The sequence below is a fragment of the Priestia sp. YIM B13551 genome, assembly GCF_042787905.1.
GTDB lineage: Bacteria > Bacillota > Bacilli > Bacillales > Bacillaceae_H > Priestia.
The window spans coordinates 98,615-121,410 of sequence record NZ_JBHZOX010000009.1 but is presented as its reverse complement, the minus strand read 5'-3'; the positions used below and the strand labels follow the sequence as shown (position 1 = coordinate 121,410).

The 22,796-nt window shown below is 34.4% G+C and carries 19 protein-coding genes and 2 pseudogenes; 11 read left to right on the top strand and 10 right to left on the bottom strand.

Features of this window, described 5'->3' with window-relative positions; all coding sequences use genetic code 11:
• Positions 1-1,719, top strand: a 1,719-nt coding sequence (locus tag ACFX4N_RS26980; protein ID WP_377263355.1) for an APC family permease, incomplete at its 5' end; no start/stop codon positions are given.
• A 635-nt stretch (positions 1,720-2,354) separates the two neighbouring features.
• On the top strand, positions 2,355-2,984 hold the full coding sequence (locus ACFX4N_RS26975; protein ID WP_192101090.1) for a LysE family translocator: 630 nt from the start codon (positions 2,355-2,357) through the stop codon (positions 2,982-2,984).
• A gap of 406 nt (positions 2,985-3,390) precedes the next feature.
• Here ACFX4N_RS26975 and ACFX4N_RS26970 read toward each other — a convergent pair whose 3' ends face one another.
• From ACFX4N_RS26970 to ACFX4N_RS26960, 3 genes are all read right to left on the bottom strand, one after another.
• Positions 3,391-4,380, bottom strand: a complete 990-nt coding sequence (locus tag ACFX4N_RS26970) for a Gfo/Idh/MocA family protein (protein WP_192101091.1) — start codon at positions 4,378-4,380, stop codon at positions 3,391-3,393.
• A 63-nt stretch (positions 4,381-4,443) separates the two neighbouring features.
• The gene (locus ACFX4N_RS26965; RefSeq protein ID WP_029320932.1) at positions 4,444-4,830 is read right to left on the bottom strand and encodes a hypothetical protein; all 387 of its coding nucleotides are present in this window, start codon (positions 4,828-4,830) and stop codon (positions 4,444-4,446) included.
• A gap of 401 nt (positions 4,831-5,231) precedes the next feature.
• Positions 5,232-6,761 carry a glycoside hydrolase family 10-like protein gene (locus ACFX4N_RS26960; RefSeq protein WP_192101111.1) on the bottom strand — a complete coding sequence of 510 codons (1,530 nt, stop codon included), beginning with the start codon at positions 6,759-6,761 and terminating at the stop codon, positions 5,232-5,234.
• Positions 6,762-7,366: 605 nt separating this feature from the next.
• Here ACFX4N_RS26960 and ACFX4N_RS26955 point away from each other — a divergent pair.
• The 8 genes from ACFX4N_RS26955 to ACFX4N_RS26920 all read left to right on the top strand — a co-directional run bounded on the left by ACFX4N_RS26955 (position 7,367) and on the right by ACFX4N_RS26920 (position 14,982).
• Positions 7,367-7,675 (top strand): PTS sugar transporter subunit IIB, encoded by a 309-nt coding sequence (locus ACFX4N_RS26955; protein ID WP_192101092.1) that lies wholly within the window; start codon positions 7,367-7,369, stop codon positions 7,673-7,675.
• 48 nt (positions 7,676-7,723) lie between these two features.
• Complete coding sequence (locus ACFX4N_RS26950; RefSeq protein ID WP_053488548.1) at positions 7,724-9,013, top strand: PTS sugar transporter subunit IIC; 1,290 nt, start codon at positions 7,724-7,726, stop codon at positions 9,011-9,013.
• A 392-nt stretch (positions 9,014-9,405) separates the two neighbouring features.
• Positions 9,406-10,725 (top strand): 6-phospho-beta-glucosidase, encoded by a 1,320-nt coding sequence (locus tag ACFX4N_RS26945; protein WP_192101093.1) that lies wholly within the window; start codon positions 9,406-9,408, stop codon positions 10,723-10,725.
• 104 nt (positions 10,726-10,829) lie between these two features.
• Positions 10,830-11,159 (top strand): PTS lactose/cellobiose transporter subunit IIA, encoded by a 330-nt coding sequence (locus ACFX4N_RS26940; RefSeq protein ID WP_029320926.1) that lies wholly within the window; start codon positions 10,830-10,832, stop codon positions 11,157-11,159.
• Positions 11,160-11,190: 31 nt separating this feature from the next.
• Positions 11,191-12,276 carry a DUF871 domain-containing protein gene (locus ACFX4N_RS26935; RefSeq protein ID WP_377263351.1) on the top strand — a complete coding sequence of 362 codons (1,086 nt, stop codon included), beginning with the start codon at positions 11,191-11,193 and terminating at the stop codon, positions 12,274-12,276.
• Positions 12,277-12,364: 88 nt separating this feature from the next.
• Complete coding sequence (locus ACFX4N_RS26930) at positions 12,365-13,270, top strand: BadF/BadG/BcrA/BcrD ATPase family protein (RefSeq protein ID WP_377263350.1); 906 nt, start codon at positions 12,365-12,367, stop codon at positions 13,268-13,270.
• Positions 13,271-13,284: 14 nt separating this feature from the next.
• Entirely contained in the window at positions 13,285-14,142 is an 858-nt protein-coding gene (locus ACFX4N_RS26925; protein ID WP_192101095.1) for a MurR/RpiR family transcriptional regulator, read from the top strand.
• Positions 14,143-14,229: 87 nt separating this feature from the next.
• Positions 14,230-14,982, top strand: a complete 753-nt coding sequence (locus ACFX4N_RS26920) for a GntR family transcriptional regulator (protein WP_192101096.1) — start codon at positions 14,230-14,232, stop codon at positions 14,980-14,982.
• A gap of 62 nt (positions 14,983-15,044) precedes the next feature.
• On the opposite strand, the pseudogene ACFX4N_RS26915 reads toward ACFX4N_RS26920, so the two are convergent.
• The 3 genes and pseudogenes from ACFX4N_RS26915 to murQ all read right to left on the bottom strand — a co-directional run.
• Positions 15,045-15,470 (bottom strand): annotated as a pseudogene (locus ACFX4N_RS26915) (PTS sugar transporter subunit IIA); the annotation flags it as partial.
• A 120-nt stretch (positions 15,471-15,590) separates the two neighbouring features.
• Positions 15,591-16,997, bottom strand: a pseudogene (locus ACFX4N_RS26910) (PTS transporter subunit EIIC); the annotation flags it as partial.
• Between the two features lie 32 nt (positions 16,998-17,029).
• Positions 17,030-17,920 (bottom strand): N-acetylmuramic acid 6-phosphate etherase, encoded by an 891-nt coding sequence (gene murQ / locus ACFX4N_RS26905; protein WP_029320913.1) that lies wholly within the window; start codon positions 17,918-17,920, stop codon positions 17,030-17,032.
• Between the two features lie 237 nt (positions 17,921-18,157).
• On the opposite strand from murQ, the gene anmK reads away from it, so the two are divergent.
• On the top strand, positions 18,158-19,315 hold the full coding sequence (gene anmK / locus ACFX4N_RS26900; protein ID WP_192101098.1) for an anhydro-N-acetylmuramic acid kinase AnmK: 1,158 nt from the start codon (positions 18,158-18,160) through the stop codon (positions 19,313-19,315).
• 205 nt (positions 19,316-19,520) lie between these two features.
• Here the strand turns inward: anmK and ACFX4N_RS26895 are convergent, their stop codons facing one another.
• From ACFX4N_RS26895 to ACFX4N_RS26880, 4 genes are all read right to left on the bottom strand, one after another.
• Positions 19,521-20,309, bottom strand: a complete 789-nt coding sequence (locus ACFX4N_RS26895; protein WP_192101099.1) for a DeoR/GlpR family DNA-binding transcription regulator — start codon at positions 20,307-20,309, stop codon at positions 19,521-19,523.
• Between the two features lie 86 nt (positions 20,310-20,395).
• On the bottom strand, positions 20,396-21,136 hold the full coding sequence (gene tatC, locus ACFX4N_RS26890; protein ID WP_053488543.1) for a twin-arginine translocase subunit TatC: 741 nt from the start codon (positions 21,134-21,136) through the stop codon (positions 20,396-20,398).
• A gap of 61 nt (positions 21,137-21,197) precedes the next feature.
• Entirely contained in the window at positions 21,198-21,380 is a 183-nt protein-coding gene (gene tatA, locus ACFX4N_RS26885) for a twin-arginine translocase TatA/TatE family subunit (protein ID WP_192101100.1), read from the bottom strand.
• A 25-nt stretch (positions 21,381-21,405) separates the two neighbouring features.
• Positions 21,406-22,626, bottom strand: coding sequence for an amidohydrolase (locus ACFX4N_RS26880; RefSeq protein ID WP_244659775.1), 1,221 nt, complete (start codon positions 22,624-22,626; stop codon positions 21,406-21,408).
• Between the last annotated feature and the right edge of the window lie 170 nt (positions 22,627-22,796).

Here is a 22,796-nt window from a genome sequence, read left to right as displayed (position 1 = left end):
GCACTTTCATCCGTGGCGTACGGCCCAGAACAAGTCTTAATTGTGCTTGCTACCATTGGAATGATCGCATTTTGGTATTCAATACCCATAGGTATTGGTGTACTTATCCTTTTAACAGCACTTATTCTTTCTTATCGACAAATTATTTATGCCTATCCAGAAGGTGGTGGCGCTTATGTTGTATCTAAACATAACCTTGGAGAGAATGCAGGGCTTATTGCCGGAGGCTCTCTATTAGTAGACTATATTTTAACCGTATCCGTAAGTATTTCATCTGGAACAGATGCGTTAACATCTGCTTTTCCTGTTCTTCATGACTATAGAGTCATCATCGCTTGCTTATTGGTTATTTTTATTATGGTTTTGAATTTAAGAGGGGTAACAGAATCTGCTTCAGCATTAGCGTATCCCGTTTATTTGTTTGTTGTTGCATTGGTCCTATTAATAGTGATAGGAATATGGAAAGTAGCGACTGGTCAGGTCTCTCCTGATGTTCATCCTGCTATTGGAACTGCAGTGCCAGGAATCAGTTTATTTTTACTACTACGCGCTTTTTCATCAGGTTGTTCAGCCCTTACAGGCGTAGAAGCTATTTCAAATGCTGTAACAAACTTTAGACAACCGGCTGCAAGAAATGCAGTACGTACACTTGTTGCAATGGGCATTATTTTAGCTATTTTGTTTTCAGGTGTCATGTTCTTGTCTTATTGGTTTGGAATTGTACCTAAAGCAGAGGAGACAGTTGTTTCGCAGCTTGCTTCCCAGGTATTTGGACGAAATGGTTTCTATTATTTTGTTCAAGGTACGACGGCTTTAATTTTAGTGTTGGCTGCCAATACAGGCTTTTCAGCCTTTCCTTTACTGGCTGTTAATTTAGCTGTAGATAAGTATATTCCTCGTATGTTTACAATACGTGGTGATCGTTTGGGCTATTCAAATGGAATTGTCACACTTGGAATTGCCTCTATTGCGCTCATCATAGCGTTTCAAGGTAATACAGAAAGATTAATCCCTTTATATGCGGTTGGAGTATTTATTCCATTTACGCTATCTCAAACGGGCATGATTGTAAAATGGCTTAAAGAAAAGCCAGCTGGCTGGCAAGGGAAATTAGTGACCAATTTTATAGGAGCTTTGATCAGCTTCACTGTGCTACTTATTTTCTTTACAACGAAATTCTCACAAGTATGGGCTGTTTTAATCTTTTTACCTCTTATCGTTTATCTATTCCACCGTATTAAGAACCATTATGAAGAGGTAGGAAAGCAACTCCGTATCAAGCCGGGAGATAAAGAAGCAGTAGCTATAGAAGGAAATGTAGTCATTATACCAGTTGCAGGCTTAACAAGAGCTGTCGAGAATTCAATCAACTATGCAAAAATTATTGGAGACACCGTGATTGCGGTCCATGTGGCATTTGACCGTGAAAGCGAAAAGAGAATGGAAGAAATATGGAAGGAACGATATCCGGATATACGCTTAGTTACATTCTACTCACAATATCGAAGCTTAGTTGGACCTCTTTTACGCTTTATTGATCGTGTAGAAGAACGAGCTGATGATAGCCATATGGCTGTCACCGTTTTAATTCCCCAATTTATCACAAGAAAAAGCTGGCATAACGCATTGCATAACCAATCAAGCTTATTACTAAGAGCACATCTTCTCTATCGAAAAAATGTCATTGTGACAACATTGCCTTATAAATTTAAAAAATAAAATGAACAAAAAGCCCATTTACTTAATAAGTTGATGGGCTTTATCTTTTCTATATGAATTGTTAATCTAACTAACGCGTTTTTTAATTTTTGATTCAGGTTTGATTAGTAGAGAAGATAAAAATTCATAAATAATTGAAAATACCAAGGGTTGTTTACTCTCCTTCAGTTTGTATTTAGTTTGTGTTTCATTTAGCTCGGATGTAACTATAAAAACAAAGGTTTAAAAATGATTTTTATTACATCGATCAATTGAGAAGATTGCATAGTAACATCATACAGATAGATTATAATAAAAAAAGGATATTTCACATAGTCCTATTTTTAAAAAGTTAGTAAAAATTTTTTCCTCTATTTAAAATGTCTTTCATCTTAATTGTAACTAGTTATAGCTTAGTATGGCTTCTTTCAAAATGACGTAATTGCTTTCCTGTTCATAACGTTACAAATTTACAAATAAAAAGCCCTTATTATAGTAGAAATAAGGCTTTTTAGCATGGGATTTCCAATAAGGTACATTATGTTAACTACGTTTGTATACCATATACAGATAAAAAGACAAAAAAGCTTCCCATGTTTTATAAAATACTATAATATCGATAAGGGCACCCTAAAAATAAAAAGAGGTGCGTAATCATGTATGGAATTATAAATTATGAAGTGTTTTTGCTAACAGGAATTCTATTAAACTTAATTCCTGGAGCAGATACCATGTACATAGTTGGAAGAAGTATGTCACAAGGTAGAAAAGCAGGTGTATATTCTGTTTTAGGTATTATTACAGGTTCTTTAGTCCACACATTATTTGTAGCATTTGGATTGTCATTGATACTTGTAAAATCTGTTTTCTTATTCAATACGATTAAGATTATTGGTGTTATCTATTTGGTTTATTTAGGTGTTAAAATGATACTCGATAGATCCAACTTAGCCTTTCAGAATACAAGTAATGCACTTAATATACAAAAAATATATATACAAGGGATGCTAACGAGCCTTACAAATCCAAAAGTTTCTTTGTTTTTTATTGCATTTCTTCCGCAATTTATAGATACAAATGCTTCTGGCCCTATCCCTTTCCTGATTCTAGGATTGACTTTTACAGCTAGTGGATTAATATGGTGTTTATTTGTTGCGTATTTTTCTTCGTATGTTACAACAAAACTAAGAGGGAACCAAAAAATTGGAGCTGTTTTGAATAAGTTAACTGGACTTATCTTTATTGGCATGGGGACTAAACTTTTACAAACAAAAGCCCCGCATTAAATTATTGAGGTAAATCATTAAAAAATGCCCCCTACAAATATTTAACCTTTTATATGAGCAAAATTGTTAGTTGTTACATATAAAAGGTACAAAAAGAGTTTCTCTGTCTACTGCTATAGAGAAACTCTTTTTTGTACTACACCGATACCTATAACGTGTTTTATGTTAACTAAAGATATATAGTATTTACATCTTAAAAAGAGAAAAGCCACTGGCGTATATCAGTGGCTTTTCTTCAACGAATGCATGTTGTCAACTCGAAAACATAGTGAGGATTTCCAAAAGCACACTTCACAGCGTCTTGAGTAGTTTGCTCAAGCTATCAGTAACTTATGTATAGAAAAGAAAAATCACTTGTCATTATCACTGGAGTAAATGTACAATCAAATAATTTTTTAACATACCCCTATTTATAGATATCGTTTGGAAAATTCACCCCTATTTGCCTTCTAATCTCGTCCATAACAAGCATAGTATTATAGGAATTTTTATAAGAGTTAACCTTAGATTCTTTTCTACCCATAACAATCAAATCAATAAATTCTTTTAATTCATAATACATAAAAGGATAATCTTGTTTGAGTGATAAATCTTCTACTACGCCATCTTTATGGTAAAACTTCACTTTGGTTATAGTAGCAATTTTATCAATAATAAGGCTACCATCTTCTCCTTGAATTTCACTTGGCAAATGGGAAGTAGAAAGTTTGGAATAAGTAACAATTGCATTTTTGTTAGGATAACTTAAAAGAACATTACCCGTGCCATCAATCCCTGAATCCAGGATCTTGCTAGTTGCTGCTATCTTAGTAGGAGTACCAAATAGCGCAATAAGTGGATACAAGCAATAAACTCCAATATCCATCAAAGCACCATTAGCGTACAAGGGATTAAAAGCATTATGTACAATCCCTGCTTTATAGTCATCATAACGAGATGAGTACTTGCAGTAGTTAATAAATAGGTGTTGAATCCTCCCTACTTTATGTAAATTATCCTTAATAGCTTTAAAGTTCGGAAGCAAGGTAGGAATCATGGCTTCCATTAGCAATACCTCATTCGCTTTTGCGCAATTAATCATTTTTTTAACTTCTATTGCATTTGCAGCCATAGGCTTTTCACATAAGACATGCTTTTTATTTCTTAAAAACAAAATGGCTTGTTCAGCATGGTATGCATTGGGAGTAGCGATATATACAGCATCAATCTGAGGACTACACGCCATCTCCTCTAAGTCTGTAAAGAATGTATCAACACCATATTTCTTACCAAACTCTTCTGCTCTTTCTAGAGTTCTTGAATATACAGCTTCTAACTTGAAGTCTTTCACGTGCTTTGCTGTATTTAAAAATGTTTCTGTAATTAAGCTAGTTCCAAGTACTCCAAAACGAACCATCTATTTTATCCCCTTTTACCTCTTTTTTGATAAATATCAATTTATTTATAGTCTACCTTTGATTTAGGGTTGTTTGTGCATATATTGTGAATAATGCTTTTTGCAATATCCGTTTGCATCTGATGGTCTTTTACAGGAATCAACAGAACAGATTTTAAAAAGGTTCCGTTGATCTATACGATAATAAAAGGGATCAGTAGGATCAATTATTTTTTTAGCATGACTCAGACAGTAGCCTAAAGAAAAAGGTTTCTTATTACAACCTTCTATCCTGCAAGGCAATTGTAGTGAAGCTTTTTTCCTGATGGCTAATCCATTTTTTTCTCTTATAAACCTTTTATAATGCTTGTGGCAATACCCTTTTGCAGCATGTTTATTCATGCAACCTACAATCTGACATATTTTCATTATTAGTAGCACTTCCTTCTTATCACAAATATACGCCATCACTGCTGAAATTCTCCTTTATTCATGAGCAATTTAAATATCTATAATTTTATAGAGAACTGAAGGAAGAATTTCATGTTTTAGATTACCACTTAATGAAAATAAATTTCAATAAAAATATAAAAAACAAAAATAAAATTTTAAATAATATTTCCTTTTTGTTAAAATAAAAAAGAAGAATACTTTACGGTTAGGTGAATATTAGAATTAGCGATAAGAAGGGGAGAGACCCTAAAAAACTTACCAAATGCTATATTAATAATCTATTGTTTACTACTTCAAAATTTTATTCCTTTAACTTAAAAAAGAGCAGTAGTAATCACTGCTCTTTCTACTTATTAAGCTTTTTTCAATATATTAAATATGAAATACTCTCCGTATTATTTTCTATATATGTTGGAAATTTACTTCCCTTCCACTTTTATAGGGTTAGAAGGTTTACTTTCGTTATGATTTCGATCTAATGATGTCACGACATATGTATAAGATTCTCCTTTTTCCGAAGTTGGATCAACGTATACTTGATTGTTATGCTCTTTTCGAACGGTAGTTAGAAGGTGTTTGGAATCATTGATATTTCCTACCCGATTACCCTCAAATCTATAAATAGCATAATAGGCTACCTCTTCAGGATTGTTTTCTCTAATTTTAAATTTCGTTTCTCCTAATTTTTTCTTAATCTGAAGAACCTTAGGTTTTTTAGGAGCTTCGTTATCAATCCACGGCATAGGGGGAACTAATGCAGGTTGCTTATAAATATCTTCTGTTAAACGATCTGCAATTCCTAGAGGGTTATTTTTCAAATCTTTGGCACTAAAATGCATACTACCTTTAAAATTATTATAGGTACGATTCAGTTTTATTTGATTGGGTAACTCTTCTGGATTAAACCAGTTTTGTACGCTATTTAAGTTTGTATTAATCTTGTAATCAGCTTGACCAATATAGAGCTGAACATTTTTCCCTTCCACTTCCTTTGTCCACCAAGCAAGAAGCTTTGCATAATCAGCTACGGGTAAGCCGATATTCCAATATAATTGAGGGGCTATATAATCAATATACCTATTATTAATCCATGTTCTTGTATCAGCGTACAAATCGTCATAATTTGTTTGTCCAGCAGTAGTTTCCGATCCAGTAGGATCAACGGCTTTATTACGCCAAACGCCAAATGGGCTAATACCAAACTTAACATACGGTTTTTCTTCTTTAATAGATCTATTAATATTTTTAACAAGATTATTTACGTTATCGCGGCGCCAATCTTCTATGTTGTTAAATTTACTTGCACCATATCTTTGGTATGCTTCCTGATCTGGAAAATTTTTTCCGGTAATTTTATAGGGATAAAAATAGTCATCCATATGAACTGCATCTATATCATAGTTTTTGACCACTTCCATAATACCTTCGATTACAAAATTTTGTACTTCGGGAATGCCCGGATTGAAGTAAAGTTGTTGTCCATAAGGCACTACCCATTCAGGATGTTTCCGAGCCGGATGATTTTCTGGTAATTTATCAAGGTCCGAAAGAGCTGCTTCTTTTCCTAAAGGCATAGTAATACGGTAAGGGTTAAACCACGCATGAAATTCCATATTACGTTTGTGAGCTTCTTTTACCATAAAAGATAAAGGGTCATAACCTGGGTCTTTTCCTTGTGTACCAGTTAAATATTCCGACCACAGTCCATATTCAGAGGGATAAAAAGCATCTGCAGTTGGCTTAATCTGCATAACAACCGCGTTCATTCCCATCTTTTTTTGTTCCTCTAAATAATTTATAAATTCAGACTTTTGTTGAGCTATCGACAAACCAGGTTTAGACGGCCAATCTATATTTAATACACTGGCCATCCAAGTAGCTCTTAGCTCATGCTTTAAGTAAGATGTTTGTTGAAAACTTTTTTTAGAATATGTTTGTGCATGCCCCATTACAGAAGGTGATAAGAGGAGTGAACCTCCTAAAAAAGTTGAAACTAGTAATTTACTTGCTCTTTTATTCTTGCTTTGTTTCTTAAACAATCACATAACCTCATTTCATATTTTTGTAAGCGTTATCAAATTAAGATTATACCTCCTGAATTACTAGTTGCATAGACTAAAATAAAATTTGTTTTCAAAAAATAAAATAAATATTGATAATTAATTTCAAAAGTGATATATTCTTTTCTATAGAAAACGGTTTCAATTCTGATTTCTACAACAAATAAGGGATAGTCGTAATGTTGGAGCATTTAAAGACAGAATGCTCTAATAAAAAACGACGAGTTTGAATGGGAAGGATAGACTTCAGTTTTTGGGGGTGAGTAATGAAGGCGGTGCAAAGATCATTTACTTTATAAAAATGGAGGATACTGAATGTAACTATAAATAGAAGCAGATTATCTGACTAAAGGATATGCTCAACTTATAATCGCTACAGTGATCACATTAACAGGTCTTTCGTATGAAGGAGCTAGAGTGTTTAAAACCCCCTGAAGACTTTATAAGAAAAGTTACATAAAAAACAAAAGATACTATTGGGAGGAATAAAAAAGATGAAGGTTTTATTTGTATGTGCAGGTGGAATGTCAAGTGCTATTGTTGTAAACGCTTTAAAAAAAGAAGGGCAAAAGCATAATCTAAATCTAGAGGTCTTAGCAGTAGGAACTCAAGAATTTGATGCAGAAGTTCGCAATGGTTGGGATGTAGCCATGGTAGCACCCCAAGTAAAACATCGATTTGATGGTTTTAAGCAATCTGCAGATGAAGTTGGAGTTCCATGTCAAGTTATTCCACCTCAAGCTTACAGTCCACTTGGTGGTCCAACACTATTAAAACTAGTAAACGAACTTTTAGAAAAGTAATGAAATAGATAAGTTTAACTATTAACCAATCAAAGGGGAAAACAATAAATGGAAAAGTTTGTTGCTTTTTTAGAAAATAATTTATCAACACCAATGGCTAAATTGTCTGAGCAGAAACATTTACGTGCAATACGAGATGGTGTTGTTTCTGCATTACCTTTCATTATTTTTGGAAGTCTATTTCTTATTATTGCATTTCCACCTGTTTCAGCCGAATCGGCAATTGGTGAGTGGTCAGCAAAACATATAGCAGACATCTTAATACCTTACCGTCTAACAATGTTTATCATGACGTTATATATTACGTTTGGGATTGGGTATAGCTTATCTCAAAGTTATAAGCTCGATCCGTTATCGGGGGGACTTTTATCTTTAGCTGCCTTTTTATTCACAATAGGTGTTGAAATGATGGATAAAATAGGGTTTGTACTACCAATGACAAACCTAGGGGGACACGGTTTATTTGTAGGAATGATTGTTTCTATTTTTGCAGTTGAAATTTTACGTTTTTGTAAAACAAAGAATGTGACAATTAAAATGCCTGATTCTGTGCCAACTTCAGTAGCACGTTCATTTGAAGCATTAATACCGGTAACAATTGTATTAATTGTAATGACAATCATCACAGTTGTTCTTGGAATTGATTTGCATTCACTTGTAGATAAAGCAGTGGCACCACTTATTAAGGCTGGTGACACACTTCCAGGAGTATTAATTCCAGTGTTTTTAATTACATTCTTCTGGTCATTTGGTATTCACGGTGTATCAGTTGTAGGTGCTGTAGCACGTCCTGTGTGGGAAGTATATTTAGCAAACAATTCGGCAGCAGTTGCAGCTGGAAAAGCTATTCCACATGTAGCGCCTGAAACATTTTTTCAATGGTTTATTTGGATTGGGGGTTCTGGTGCCACATTAGGTTTAGTACTCGCAATGTTACTAGTAGCTAAATCAAGTTACAGCAAAACAATGGCAAAAGCGACAATTGTTCCAAGTATTTTTAATATTAATGAGCCTGTTATTTTTGGAATGCCAATCGTATTAAATCCAATCTTAATTATTCCGTTTATTGTAACACCTTTAATTGGTGCAACGTTAGCTTACATCGCAACTACGATAGGGTTAGTGAATCCAACATACGTAATGGTCCCGTGGACGTTACCAGCTCCTATAGGTGCATATCTATCTACCGGAGGAGATTGGAGAGCCATAATTCTTGTACTTGTAAATATTGCGATTTCTTTCTTTGTGTATCTTCCATTCTTTAAGATGTACGATCGCAAATTATTAGCACAAGAAGGAAATATTGAAACATCGGAAGATACAAATATAGCACTATAAGGTAAATGAAAGGAAGTTTGAAACAGTGGCTTCAGACTTCCTTTATTAATAATAGTCTAGGAGGAAGAAGAGTGAGCAAAACATCTAGATTTCATTTTTTTAGTTATAAGGGCGCATTTTTGTTTTTCAGTTTTATTCTTATTTTTAATCTTATCTTTAACTCTCTAATGAATATTGTAGGAATCGATAAGCAATTGTCTCTTTATATAGGTAATACATTTGCTATTAGTGTAGGACTAACAATTCTTATTGTTTTCGTTGAAGGTAAGCTTAAGAACAAGAAACAAGGTTACATTCTATTCTTGTCTTTATTGCTTTTAAGCTCTATAGCTTGTTATTTCATTGTATACGCGTAAGGAAATTAGAAGAAGTTAGAATGAGGTGTTAGCAACATGGGGAAGGGAATTAAAATTGTTACAATTGGAGGAGGCTCTAGTTATACACCAGAGCTGATTGAAGGCTTTATTAAACGTTACTACGAATTACCGGTGCGAGAATTATGGCTTGTAGATATTGAAGCAGGCAGAGAAAAGTTAGAGATAGTAGGAAACTTAGCTAAACGAATGGTTGAAAAAGCAGGGGTTCCTATAGAAATCCACCTAACATTGGATCGTCGTCAAGCTTTAAAAGATGCTGACTTTGTAACAACTCAAATGCGTGTAGGATTATTGGATGCTAGAGTCAAGGATGAACGTATTCCATTAGAAATGGGTATGATTGGACAAGAAACAAATGGCGCAGGGGGCTTGTTTAAAGGATTGCGAACTATCCCCGTTCTTTTAGAAATCACAGAAGAAATGCAAGAACTCTGTCCAAATGCCTGGTTAATTAATTTTACTAATCCTGCTGGAATGGTAACGGAAGCGTTACTTCGTTATAGCAATCATAAAAATGTCATTGGCGTGTGCAATGTACCATTTAATATGCATCTATCTATCTCTAAGATGCTAGGTGTAGAAATGAAACGTGTATATATTGAGTTTGCTGGATTAAATCATATGTTGTTTGGGTTACACGTTTACGTCGATGATCAAGAAGTAACTCAAAAAGTGCTTGAAATGCTTGGAGATCCAGATATTCAAATGAATATGAAAAATATTGCGCCTTTACCATGGAACACGCAATTTTTAAAAGGGCTAGGCGTTGTTCCTTGTCCATATCATCGATATTTTTATAAGACAAAAGATATTTTAGAAGAAGAATTAGAAGCGTATAAAACAGGAAAAACAAGAGCTGAGGTTGTAAAAAAGTTAGAAGAAGAGCTCTTTAAACTATATGAAGATGAGATGTTAGACATTAAACCTCCTCAATTAGAGAAACGTGGGGGAGCTTACTATAGCGATGCAGCATGTAATGTTATTTCTTCTATTTACAACGATAAAAAAGATATCCAAGTATTAAATGTGCAAAACAAAGGTGCTATAGCAGACATTGATTATGAGTCAGCAGTAGAGGTAAACTGTATGGTTACTAAAAATGGACCTATTCCACTTACGGTAGGGAAACTCCCTGTTCAAATTAAAGGGCTTGTACAACAAATTAAATCTTTTGAAATATTAGGTGCTGAAGCAGCTGTTACAGGTTCTTTCGAAAAAGCGTTAGTAGCATTAACGATTAATCCATTAATTCCTAGTGATGATTTAGCTGAAGATGTTTTACAAGCTTTGTTAGAAGCACATAAGGAATATTTACCGTTGTTTTTTAAGCAATAATTAATAAATTAGAAGGTAAATTACGTTTATTCTTCTAGATATCATAGTTTTAAATTTTAAAGAAATTACACTTGAAATATATAGAAGTTTAGGAGTGTTAAAATATGACAGAAGGTACTACTAAAAATGAAATGGAAATATTTGAGATAATCTCTCATGGTGGCAATGCTAGAGGTTTAGCTTATGAAGCCTTACAAGCTGCAGAAGAATTTGATTTTGAGAAAGCAGAAGATCTAATTAAACAAGCTGCAGAAGAGTTAGGTCTAGCTCACAAAACTCAAACCAAATTAATTCAAGCTGAGCTTAATGGTGAAGCTGCAGAAAAAACTTTATTAATGATTCATGCGCAAGATCACCTTATGACGGCTATTAGTGAGCAAAAATTAATTGAACATATGATTCGTATTATTAAAAAACTAGCTCCTAAACAATGATGTAGAATTTTAAAGAGAGGTAAATAAAGTTATGAAAAAGTTAGGTATTTCAATCTACCCTGAGCATTCTACAGTAGAGAAGGATAAAGCATATATCGCACTAGCACATAAATACGGATTTAAAAAAATCTTTACCTGTTTGCTCTCAGTGGAAGGCGATAAAGAAACTATTATTAGAGAATTTAAAGAGTCAATTCAATTTGCCAATGAATTAGGAATGGAAGTCATGGTGGATATCACACCTCGTATTTTTAATAAATTAGGCATTTCATATGATGATTTATCATTCTTTGGAGATTTGGGCGTTTATGGTATTCGACTTGATATGGGATTTACAGGTAATGAAGAGTCTCTGATGACGTATAACCCGTATAATTTAAAAATTGAGATTACAATGAGTAACGCCACAAGCTATTTAGATAATATCATGGCGTATAAACCCAAAATAAGTAACTTAGTAGGGTCGCATAATTTTTATCCTCATCGTTATGCAGGACTCAGCTATGATCATTTTGTAAAATGCACCAAACAATTCAAGAAGCATGGCATTCCTACTGCAGCTTTTATTAGTTCAAACGACGCAACATTTGGCCCTTGGCCAGTCACAGAGGGTTTATGTACTTTGGAAATGCACAGGGCATTACCTATTGAAACTCAAGCAAAACATTTATTTGCTACAGAACTAATCGATGAAGTGATTATTGCTAATGCTTACGCATCTGAGGAAGAGTTAAAACAACTAAGTATGCTAAATAGCGAAAAACTTACGTTTAATGTAGAGTTGTATAATACTATATCGGAGTTAGAAAGAAAAATCGTATTAGAAGAGCCCCATTTTTACCGGGGGGATGTTTCAGATTACCTTATTCGCTCTACTCAATCACGTGTAAAATATAAGCAAGAAGAATTCAAACCTACTTATACTCCAAATATTAGACGTGGGGATATACTCATTGAGAATGAACTTTACGGACAATATAAAGGCGAATTGCAAATTGCTTTAAGAGATATGGAGAATTCGGGGAAAATAAATGTAGTCGGACACATAGTGAAAGAAGAAATCTTTTTGCTTGACTATCTAGAACCTTGGGGGAAATTTGCTTTCTTAATTAAATGAGATAAAAAATTGTCTAACTAAATGATACGGAGGGGGTAGATGTGAGGTCCCTTCCGTTTTTTAATATAAAAAAGAAGGAGAAAGTTAAATGAATTATATTATTGGAGTAGATGGTGGGGGGACAAAAACGGAGGCAATTGCTTATGATTTAGATGGGAATATACTAAGTCAAGGTAAAGCAGGGTATGGAAATTTACTGGTAGATAAAAAACAGGCTACTTACAATATTCTGGATGCTATTAAGCAATGTATAAATGCCCTGCCTCTAAAAGGATGTAGGTATATTTATATGGGTTTAGCAGGGTACGAAGGAGTTTCAGATAAAGAGTTTTTAAAAAACTCCTTATTAAACTCATTTAATGTTCCCTTTAAAATTGTAAGTGATGCGGTGATTGCACATGCAGCCCTTTTAAAAGGCGAGGATGGAATCTTAACTATTTCAGGAACGGGTTCTATTAGCGTAGGAATTAATAAAGACCTTCAATGTGCGTGTGGTGGATGGGGACACATTCTCGGAGATGAAGGAAGTGGGTATTGGATTGCTTTACAAGCTTTTATTCAAATGTGCCGGGAGGAAGATTATGGTTTACCTGTTAGTCCGTTAAGTAAAGAAATCCTAGAAAAACTTCATTATTATAACATACCAGAAATTAAAAAGTTCGTTTACAGTGCATCTAAAGGGGAGATCGCCTCTTTTGTACCTATAGTGGTAGATCAAGCCTCAAAAGGAAATGAGCTAGCTCAAATTATTTTAATAAAGGCAGGAGAGCATTTAGCTCAAACTACACTTTCCGTTTATAAGAAAGGTCACTTTCATGATAATATAAAAGTTGCTGCTAAAGGTAGTATTTTAACAAATATTCCTCTCGTTCGAGATACATTTGTTAAGACGATTAAAAAATATAAGCCTGATACAACATTTATTTTAAAAGATACATCGTCAACATTAGGTTGCTATTATTTGGCCTTAAAAAGCATGAATAAAGAAAGTTGAGGAAGTGATTTACGATGAACGCTGTAAATGTATTACTAAGAATTGAAAGCTCATTATACGAACTACCAAAATCAGAGAGAAAGGTAGCTCAATACATTTTAGAACATCCTGAACAAGTGGTTCGGATGACTATACATGAACTAGCTGCACAAGCTAACGCTAGTAGTTCAGCTGTGACAAGGCTGTGTCGATCTCTAGAGGTAGGTAGCTTTTCTGAATTGAAAGTATCATTGTCTTCACATATCTCACGACCTGAAAAAGCAGGTTTTTATGATATTGAACCTAATGAAACAATTGCATCAATTAAAGATAAGATCGTTTCTAACTCCGTCCAAGTGATTCAGGAAACAGCCTTAAACTTAGATGAAGATATTATTCTTCAAACAATTAAAATTATCAAAGACACACCTGTTATTTATGTATATGGTGTGGGAGCATCTTGGTTGGTAGCAGAAGATATCTCTCATAAGTGGCTGCGTGTAGGAAAAATAATAAGTGCTTATCAAGATTCACATATTACTGCTACAGCTCTTGCTTCATCTCATAAGGATGCACTTTTCTTTTGTATTTCTAATAGTGGAGAGACAAAAGAGGTCTTACAGTTGGTGGATATTGCTAAGTCATCTGGAATTAAAACCATTGGATTGTCACGCTTAGGAAACAATAGCCTATCAAATAAGGTAGATATTTCTCTTCATCATGTGCGTGCGCCTGAAGCTAAGCATCGTAGTGCAGCTACTACGTCATTATTTGCACAATTTTTGACGATAGATATTTTATTTTACACATATGTTTCTAATTATTTTGACGAGAACATTAAGGAAATAGCGCGCTCAAGAGAGTCTATATCTAAGTTAACGGAAAAGAAATAAAAGCTTAAATAAATGAAATTTTACTTAGCAAAATTTTTTAATACAGTTATTCCGTATAATTATTATTTAGATAAAGGGTGTAAATTTATGATTAATAAAAATTCTTCCATCCCCCTTTACTATCAAATTAAAGAAAACATAAAGCAAAGAATTGAATTAAAAGAATGGGTAGTTGGAAGTACAATACCGTCTGAAAAGAAGCTCTGTGAGTTATTTTCAGTCAGCAGGTTAACTGTAAGACAATCTATACAAGAATTAGTAGATGAAGGTTACTTATCAAAACAAAGAGGACGAGGAACCTTTATCCTAGAAAAGAAAATTGAACAAAAATTATTAACAACTACTAGTTTTACATCTCTAATGGAAGAGCAGGGGAAAGTTCCTAGAAATGAAATCCTTTCTATTGAAAAAATTTCTCCTCCTAAAACTGTACAAAGAATCCTTTATCTTAGCGAACATTCAGAGGTCTTATGCATTAAACGTATCCGTTTTGCCGATGATACTCCTCTAGCAGTCGAAACTATTTTTCTTCCTACAGAATACAAAGGGCATATAATAGATAAAAATATTAACTGCTCTTTACATCGATTTATTGAAGAAAACTTTAATGTTCAGATCGGGCATGGAAAACAGTCTATAGAGGCAAGTATTGCAAGCAAAAAAGACGCAGAGTGCTTGCAATTGAAAAAAAATGCCCCACTATTAGTTATTAAGGATGTTCTATATCTCACGAATAAAAGACCATTTGTATATGTTACCTTAGCTTATGCAGGAGATCGGTTTAAGTTATCTTCAGAATTAGAAAATCCCAAAATAAATGGCATGTTAAGTATTTATTAAACACCATTTATAAAGGTAATAATATAAAAAAGCTGTTCACTAACTGAACAGCTTTTTCGGATTTAAAATGTAAAAATATTATTTGTTCCTTGATTAAAATAGCCCGTTTTATTTAGCTCTACCTTCGTTTCCTTAGGTGAATTTGTGAAAATAACTGGCGTTATAATCGACTTTGCATTCTCTTTAATATAATCTAACTCTAACTTTAGAAGAGGCGTTCCTTGTTTAATTTTTTGTCCATCTTCCACTAGACATGTAAATCCTTGTCCTTTTAGAGCTACAGTTTCGATTCCGACATGAATTAATATTTCTAATCCTTCATCTGTTTTCAAACCTATGGCATGTTTTGTAGGAAAGATACTAACGACCTCCCCATTGATAGGAGAAACAAGAGTATTATTAGTTGGTTCGATGGCAAAACCATCTCCCATCATCTTTGAAGAGAACACAGTATCAGGAACATCTTCTAGAGGCATAACGTATCCATCAAACGGAAGGATGAAGGCGCTTTCTGAAATTGTGTAATTTGTACCTTCTATTTCAGCTGTTGGAGCAACTTCAGTTTTTGCTTTTGTTTCAGGTACTTCTTCATTATTAGATCCTTCTGTAATAGCCTCTTTTGGTATGCCAAATAAATATGTGCAGATGAACCCTCCAGCATATCCTGCAAGTAAGCCGATGATATATTTCAGCCATAACCCGTGAGCAATTAATGGAATTAAAGCTAGACCGGATGGACCGATAGCAATGGAACCAACATTTCCGAACATTCCAATTACAGCTCCTCCAATTCCTCCACCGATACAAGCAGTAATGAATGGGCGTCCTAATGGAAGAATAACTCCGTAAATAAGTGGTTCTCCAATACCTAATATTCCGACAGGAAGAGCCCCTTTAATAATCGTAACAAGTGATTTATTTTTACGACAACGAACCCAAAGCGCTAAAGTTGCACCTACTTGTCCAGCACCAGACATTGCAAGAATCGGAAGCAAGATGGTCATACCAGCTGTATTAATCATTTCAATATGAATAGGGATCAATACTTGATGCAGACCTAGCATTACCAATGGTAAAAATGCCACTCCTAGTACAAAACCTGCAAAAATCCCTCCACGTTCAAGTGTCCAATCTATTCCACCAATTAAATTACTAGAAATGAGACCTGCAAAAGGCATAATAAAGAAAATCGTTAGCAATCCGACAATCAGAAGAGCAATTGTAGGCGTTACAATAATATCGATTGCATCAGGAATAAATCTACGTAAGAATTTTTCTAAAAATGAGAGTAACCATACAGCAATTAAAACGCCGATTACCCCGCCTTGCCCAGCAGTTAAGGGCTGATCAGTAAAGATATTCATAATAGGAAACTCTTCTGTAACTCCCGTTAAAAGGGTAATACCCCCGATAACTCCACCTAGGGCCGGAGTAGCGCCAAACTCTTTTGCTGCGTTAATACCTACATAAATAACTAAATAGCTGAAAATTGCATTTTTAATAACATTAAGAATCGTAACGTATTGTTGCCAAGTATCTTTATCAAGGTCTCCCGCGGTTATGCTATTAGCTAAAATAGAGGCAATACCAGCTATTAAACCTGCACCTACGAATGCTGGAATGAGAGGTATGAAAATGCTTCCAACTTTTCGTAAAAAATTTTTAAATGGTGTATTGTTTTTCTTTTTTAGCTCAGATTTCATATCTGCACCTTTTGACGTCAAATCTTCAGATGAAGCTTCTTCTTGTGAAGGAGCTGCAGAATCTTCTTGGAGTACAATACCAAATTGTTCAGCAACTTTAGTAACTACTCCTGGTCCTAAAATAATTTGATACGTATCATCATCGACAACCCCTACCACTCCTTTCACTTGTTTTATACTGGCTTCATCAATTCTATTATGATTCACTGGGGTGACTCGGAGTCTTGTCATACAGTGTGTATAATTAGCTATATTAGAACTGCCTCCAAGAGCTTGAAGCAGTTCTTTAGCTGTTTGATGATGTTTACTCATAGTTGTTCCCATCTCCCTTATATTTTCGCTACTTAATTAACGATTGCTTGACGGATAAATCCTTGTGTTTGTTCTAAACGATGTAAAGATTCCTCGTATGAAAGGCCTGTTAAAATCATGACTATAGCAAGCTTAGAATTACAATTTGCTTTTGCTAAGTACTCTTCTGCCGTATCATACGTGCATGAAGTTGCTTCCATCACAATTCGTTTTGCGCGCTCTACAAGCTTTTCATTCGTCAGCTGAACGTCTACCATTAGATTTCCATACACTTTTCCGATACCTACCATAGAAGCTGTCGAAAGCATATTACAAATCAGTTTTTGTGCTGTTCCAGCTTTCAAACGAGTAGAACCTGTTAATACTTCAGGACCGTTTACAACTTCAATTGCAATGTTTGCTACTTTTCCAATATCAGAATCTTTATTGCAACTAACTGCTACTGTTTGAGCTTCAATTGAGTTAGCATATTCTAATGCTCCAATGACATAAGGTGTACGACCACTTGCTGCAATCCCCACAACAATGTCCATCTTAGTAAGTCGAATGTTTTGTAAGTCTTCCATGCCTAACTCTTTACTATCTTCTGCTCCTTCTACTGCTTTGATAAAGGCTTTTTCCCCGCCAGCAATTAAGCCTATTACTTCATCTGGGTTCGTACCAAATGTAGGTGGACACTCAACAGCATCTAGCAAGCCGATGCGGCCACTGGTTCCTGCTCCTATATAAATAAGACGACCACCTTGTTTTTTAGCTTTTATAATAGCTTCTACAGCTTTCGCAATAGAAGGAAGTTCTTTTTTAATCGCACTCGCAACTTTTTCATCTTCTTCATTCATGGTTGTAAGAAAATCTAAAATAGACATTTCATCCAGATTCATTGTTTTTTCATTGCGAGTCTCAGTAGTTAAATGTTCTAACATCATTGACCATCCTATCTTTTCATTTATTATGAAATCGTTCTCACGTACAGAATAACTTATTTAAAATTAAATTTCAATATATTTAAATTAAATTAAAATTTTTTTTTATAAAATATTGATAATAATCTATTTTAATTGTACGTTTATTAACGAGAATAACTTCCGTAAACAGCAGTTATTCGCAAGGGGATGTGAAAAATAAAATTCACATATCTACTCATAAAGGGGAAGAGTATTATGTATATTGTGGGTTTAATGTCTGGTACATCACTAGATGGAATTGATGCTGCGCTTATTATTGTGGAGAATAGTGGTACAGATACGAAATTAAAGGTAATTGAATTTATTACATATCCATTTTCAAAAGAAATAGAGAATGAGATTAAACTTGCCTTATCATTAGAAAAATCAAATGTCCAGTTAATTTGCAGCCTGAATTTTAAATTAGGAAAATTATTTGCAGAGGCAGTAAAAAAAGTATGTGAAAAGGCAAAATTCCCTCTAGAAAAATTAGATTTAATAGGATCTCACGGACAGACTATTTATCATCAGCCTATGAAAGAAGCTAATTTTGTTCCTTCAACGCTTCAAATTGGTGAACCTGCAGTTATTGCATACGAAACAAATACAACAGTCATATCAAATTTTCGTACGATGGACATGGCAGCAGGAGGTCAAGGGGCTCCTTTAGTACCTTATACAGAATATATTCTATACAAGGATAAACAAAAGGGAAGACTGCTTCAAAATATAGGGGGAATTGGAAATGTAACTGTGTTGCCTAAGGAAGCACTATTGAATGATATGTATGCTTTTGACACAGGACCAGGCAATATGATTATTGATGAAGTATGTCAACAACTATTTGACATTCCTTATGATACAGAGGGGCGATTCGCTGCTAAAGGAAACGTAAATAAAGATTTATTGGATTATTGCATGTCACACTCCTACATTGCAGCTTCTCCTCCTAAAACAACTGGAAGAGAGATGTTTGGCAAACAATATGTGGAAACTCTACTAAGAAAATTCTCTTATTTATCTAAGGAAGATATTCTAGCCACTGCCACTATGTTTACAGCAAGTTCTATCGTAGATAGCTATCGTAAATTTATCTTACCAAAGACTGATATTGACGAAATTATAGTAGGAGGAGGAGGAAGTTACAATCTCACATTAATGAAAATGATTAAAATGCTTATTGGGAATTCTATTTCTGTTCTTACTCAGGAGGAAATTGGTTATTCGTCTGAAGCGAAGGAAGCTGTGGCATTTGCACTTTTAGCTAATGAAACATATCATGGAAAAAGTAGCAATGTTTTAAAAGCAACTGGAGCTAAATATTCTGTTGTTCTAGGAAATATTACTCCGGCACCTTGTAAATCAAAAATATAGATACTCACTTTTGAATAATACTGACGTATGTAGTGGACGAAGTAAGAAGTAACCCAAAATTCTGCATGTATAATCGTTTCATTATATAAGTTATTGTATTAAGGAAACTTAAAAGCCAGGGTGTACTGTATAACAGTGTCTCCTGGCTTCATCCTCATTACAACAATATTCAAGAAGTCTATTTACTGAATTATCTCTAAAATCCTTATTTTTTTATTTGGGGACTTAAAGAATGGTCAGTTATATCAATTACCTCAACTGAATGCCTGCTTAATTCTTTTTTTAAATTACTTGGAAGTTTTTCGTTGGTAATAAGCGTATCAATCAATTCTAAACCACAGACCTTTTGGAAAAATAATTTATTAAATTTGGTTGAATCCGCCAGTAAAATAGTTTGTTGTGAACGCATAATCATTTCTCTAAGCAAAAGGCCTTCTTCTTCTATCGAAGTTGATATACCTTCTTCAGAGATTCCGCAAGTACCGATGATACATTTGTCTACTTTATATTGTTGAATATCCTTAATAGCTCTTGATCCATATATAGCTTGATGCTGTGGGTCTAGGGTCCCTCCAAGTATGTTTATTTTTATGCGATCTTTCCTCACTAATTCATTTACTACATTTATAGAATTTGTAATTACAGTGTGATTGTTTGTTTTCAAATATTTAGCCGCACACTGTACGGTGGTAGAAGCGTCTAGTATTAAACTTTCTCCATCCTTAATTAAAGTTGCTGCATATTCACCTATTCTGTCTTTAACTGTAGAGGACATATGTAGTCTTTGACTGTAATCATACAGTTCATTAGAATAAGATAACTTTTTAGCTCCTCCTCTTATTCGTACAATCTTTCCTAATTCTTCTAATTTAATCAAATATCTTCGTGCAGTATCTTTAGATACATTATTTATTTCACATACAGTTTCTATCGTGATCCGTTCATGATCTTTTAGATAGAGAAGAATAGCTTCTAATCGTTCATCTTGTAACATAAGTTCACCTCATACCCCTAATTATAGATTCAACTTTGATTCGTTACAACATGAGGATAGAAAATTGGAACTGATCAATTTTTAGTTTATTTAAAAGAGTGGCTTGTATTTCCTTTAACCCTTAATTTTTTTCTATATACAATTTTAGATAATGTAATACTAGCTTCGTATAGAAGCAACAATGGAATTGTTACAAGAACATCTGATAAAAAGTCAGGTGGGGTTATTAAAATTGATATAATAATTAATAAAAAATAAGCGTATTTTCTAACCTTTTGCAAACGATGAGGGTTAATAAACCCTAGGCTAGTCAGAAACATCACAACAGCTGGAAGTTCAAATAACAAGCCAAAAGGCAATGTCATATGAAGTAAAAATCTAAAGTATTTCTCGGTAGTAAAAAGAGTTGCAAACATTTCGTCGGATAATGACATTAAAAACTTTAATACCATTGGAAATAAGATAAAGTATCCAAAGCTAATCCCTCCTAAGAATAAGAGAAATAAAGCTGGTATATAAGCTAAAGCTGTTTGCCTTTCTCTCTTTGTTAAAGCAGGTTTTACAAAAAGCCATAGCTGGTAGGATGCGAAAGGCAATGTGGCCGCGATTGCTATGACTGTGGCAATCATCAAATAGACGAATAATATATCTGTAGGACCTAATAAAGCAAGCTTAAACGGTAAATCGTTTACTAGGGAACGATAGATATCCTGCACATATAAAAAGGCTATAAGTAGAAAAACTATAAAAAAAGCTAAAATAATAATAATTCGTCTTCGTAATTCTTCAAGATGTTGAATTGCACTCATGTTTTGTTTTTCAGACATGTTCCTATCACTCCGTAAAAAAAGAAAGTGTAAGACTATTAGTCTACACCTTCTTTTTGTTTTATTTTATTTCTTTCTCTTTTTTTTCTATGTCTTCTCGTACTAAATCTCGAGTAGATTTTTTGAATTCACGTAAAGTTGATCCAAATGCTCTTCCTATTTCGGGAAGCTTTGAAGGTCCAAAAATAATAAGTGCGATAACTAAAATAATAATTAAACCTGGCATTCCAATGTTTTGAAGCATTCTATTATCCCCTCACATGTAATGTCTATTTTTTTACGTGGCTAAGCTCACCAGATGACAATACACCTTTATGAAGAACCGCCGCGCGTTTCGGCAAACGAGCTACAGCCTCTGCTGAACAGGTTGCAGAAACAATAACTACCGAAGCCTCGTCTCCTACTTTTGGCCACACTTGCTTTCCTGCTTTATCTAACGGTGTAATGCCTCCTGTAGCAAGTGAAAGCGCTTGAGATAATTCATATTCATAAGACCAACCGTATAAATCTGCGGCAAGGTGTACTTTTTCTAGGGTGTCACCAATTCCAAGGGAAGACCAATGATCCATGATACTATCGTTTCCAAGCATAACGTTTACTTTTTGCTTCTGTAGAATTGGAATAGGCATAGCGTTTTTTCCAATTGGAATGGTTGAAGCGATAGAAATCCCCAGGGAAGCTAAACGGTTTGCCGTTTCATTAGCCTGATCTGGGGATAACGAAGCAAGTGAGAAGGCATGGCTAATTGTTACTTTTCCTTGAAGTCCAGCCTCCTCAGTTAAATCTGCAAGGCGATTTACTGCTTTTAAACCTGTTTCTCCACCTTCATGAAGATGAATGTCAATGCCTGCATTATTATCAACGGCAATCTGTACCATAGTTTGTAGAGATTTTTCCATATTTCCATCAACTAGGGTAGGATCTAGTCCTCCAACATGAGTAGCGCCTAACTGCATTGCTTCTCGTAAGAGTGACTCAGAGTTTGAGAGGAGCAGTCCATGTTGTGGGAAAGCAACGATCTCGTGTGAAATCTTATCTGAATAGTTTGCTAGGGCTTTTTTTAGTTTTTCAAGATTACGAAGACCAACAGTTCGATCTATATTACAGTGACTTCTAACATAAGTAGATCCAAAACTCATAATAAGCTCAATCAATTTTTCCGCCCTTTCCTGGGCAGTGGGCAATAACTCTAAAAGAAGCTTTTTTTCTACTTCAATAATGTCAAAAATATTTTTTCTATGTACTGCTCCTCTCCATGGTCCTCCATAGAAAGTTTTATCTAAATGAATGTGCATATCCTTAAATCCTGGAAGTAATAGCATACCTTGAACATCATAACAGTCTATGTCTCTACGGTAAGCTTCCTTGGTATCTAGTATTTTTGATATAATACCCTTTTTTATCTCTAGATTTCGAATTGTAGAGCGAGTAGCAACTACATTTCCATTTTCATATTCGTATCCACTTTCTAAGCGAACATTCAATAGCATATATGTATCGCCTTTTTTTGGGCTTTTTTGATGTTTTTGTTTGTCTATTTGCTTAGCCTCTACATGTTCCCTATCGTCTTCCATAAAAAGTCCCATAGCTCCTGACATCCCTAAAACTGCGGAAGCTCCTCCAATCTTGGAAGCCTTGCCAATAAAACTTCTTCGTGATA

Bases quoted from the DNA above. Each gene is read 5' to 3' on its own strand.
- ACFX4N_RS26880 (WP_244659775.1), bottom strand. From the start codon at position 22,626: ATGCTATTGAATGTTCGCTTAGAAAGTGGATACGAATATGAAAATGGA.
- ACFX4N_RS26970 (WP_192101091.1), bottom strand. From the start codon at position 4,380: ATGGTTCGTTTTGGAGTACTTGGAACTAGCTTAATTACAGAAACATTT.
- ACFX4N_RS26945 (WP_192101093.1), top strand. From the start codon at position 9,406: ATGGGGAAGGGAATTAAAATTGTTACAATTGGAGGAGGCTCTAGTTAT.
- ACFX4N_RS26935 (WP_377263351.1), top strand. From the start codon at position 11,191: ATGAAAAAGTTAGGTATTTCAATCTACCCTGAGCATTCTACAGTAGAG.
- ACFX4N_RS26955 (WP_192101092.1), top strand. From the start codon at position 7,367: ATGAAGGTTTTATTTGTATGTGCAGGTGGAATGTCAAGTGCTATTGTT.
- ACFX4N_RS26940 (WP_029320926.1), top strand. From the start codon at position 10,830: ATGACAGAAGGTACTACTAAAAATGAAATGGAAATATTTGAGATAATC.
- ACFX4N_RS26975 (WP_192101090.1), top strand. From the start codon at position 2,355: ATGTATGGAATTATAAATTATGAAGTGTTTTTGCTAACAGGAATTCTA.
- ACFX4N_RS26925 (WP_192101095.1), top strand. From the start codon at position 13,285: ATGAACGCTGTAAATGTATTACTAAGAATTGAAAGCTCATTATACGAA.
- murQ (WP_029320913.1), bottom strand. From the start codon at position 17,920: ATGTTAGAACATTTAACTACTGAGACTCGCAATGAAAAAACAATGAAT.
- ACFX4N_RS26920 (WP_192101096.1), top strand. From the start codon at position 14,230: ATGATTAATAAAAATTCTTCCATCCCCCTTTACTATCAAATTAAAGAA.
- tatC (WP_053488543.1), bottom strand. From the start codon at position 21,136: ATGTCTGAAAAACAAAACATGAGTGCAATTCAACATCTTGAAGAATTA.
- ACFX4N_RS26930 (WP_377263350.1), top strand. From the start codon at position 12,365: ATGAATTATATTATTGGAGTAGATGGTGGGGGGACAAAAACGGAGGCA.
- ACFX4N_RS26895 (WP_192101099.1), bottom strand. From the start codon at position 20,309: ATGTTACAAGATGAACGATTAGAAGCTATTCTTCTCTATCTAAAAGAT.
- ACFX4N_RS26950 (WP_053488548.1), top strand. From the start codon at position 7,724: ATGGAAAAGTTTGTTGCTTTTTTAGAAAATAATTTATCAACACCAATG.
- anmK (WP_192101098.1), top strand. From the start codon at position 18,158: ATGTATATTGTGGGTTTAATGTCTGGTACATCACTAGATGGAATTGAT.
- ACFX4N_RS26960 (WP_192101111.1), bottom strand. From the start codon at position 6,761: ATGGGGCATGCACAAACATATTCTAAAAAAAGTTTTCAACAAACATCT.
- tatA (WP_192101100.1), bottom strand. From the start codon at position 21,380: ATGCTTCAAAACATTGGAATGCCAGGTTTAATTATTATTTTAGTTATC.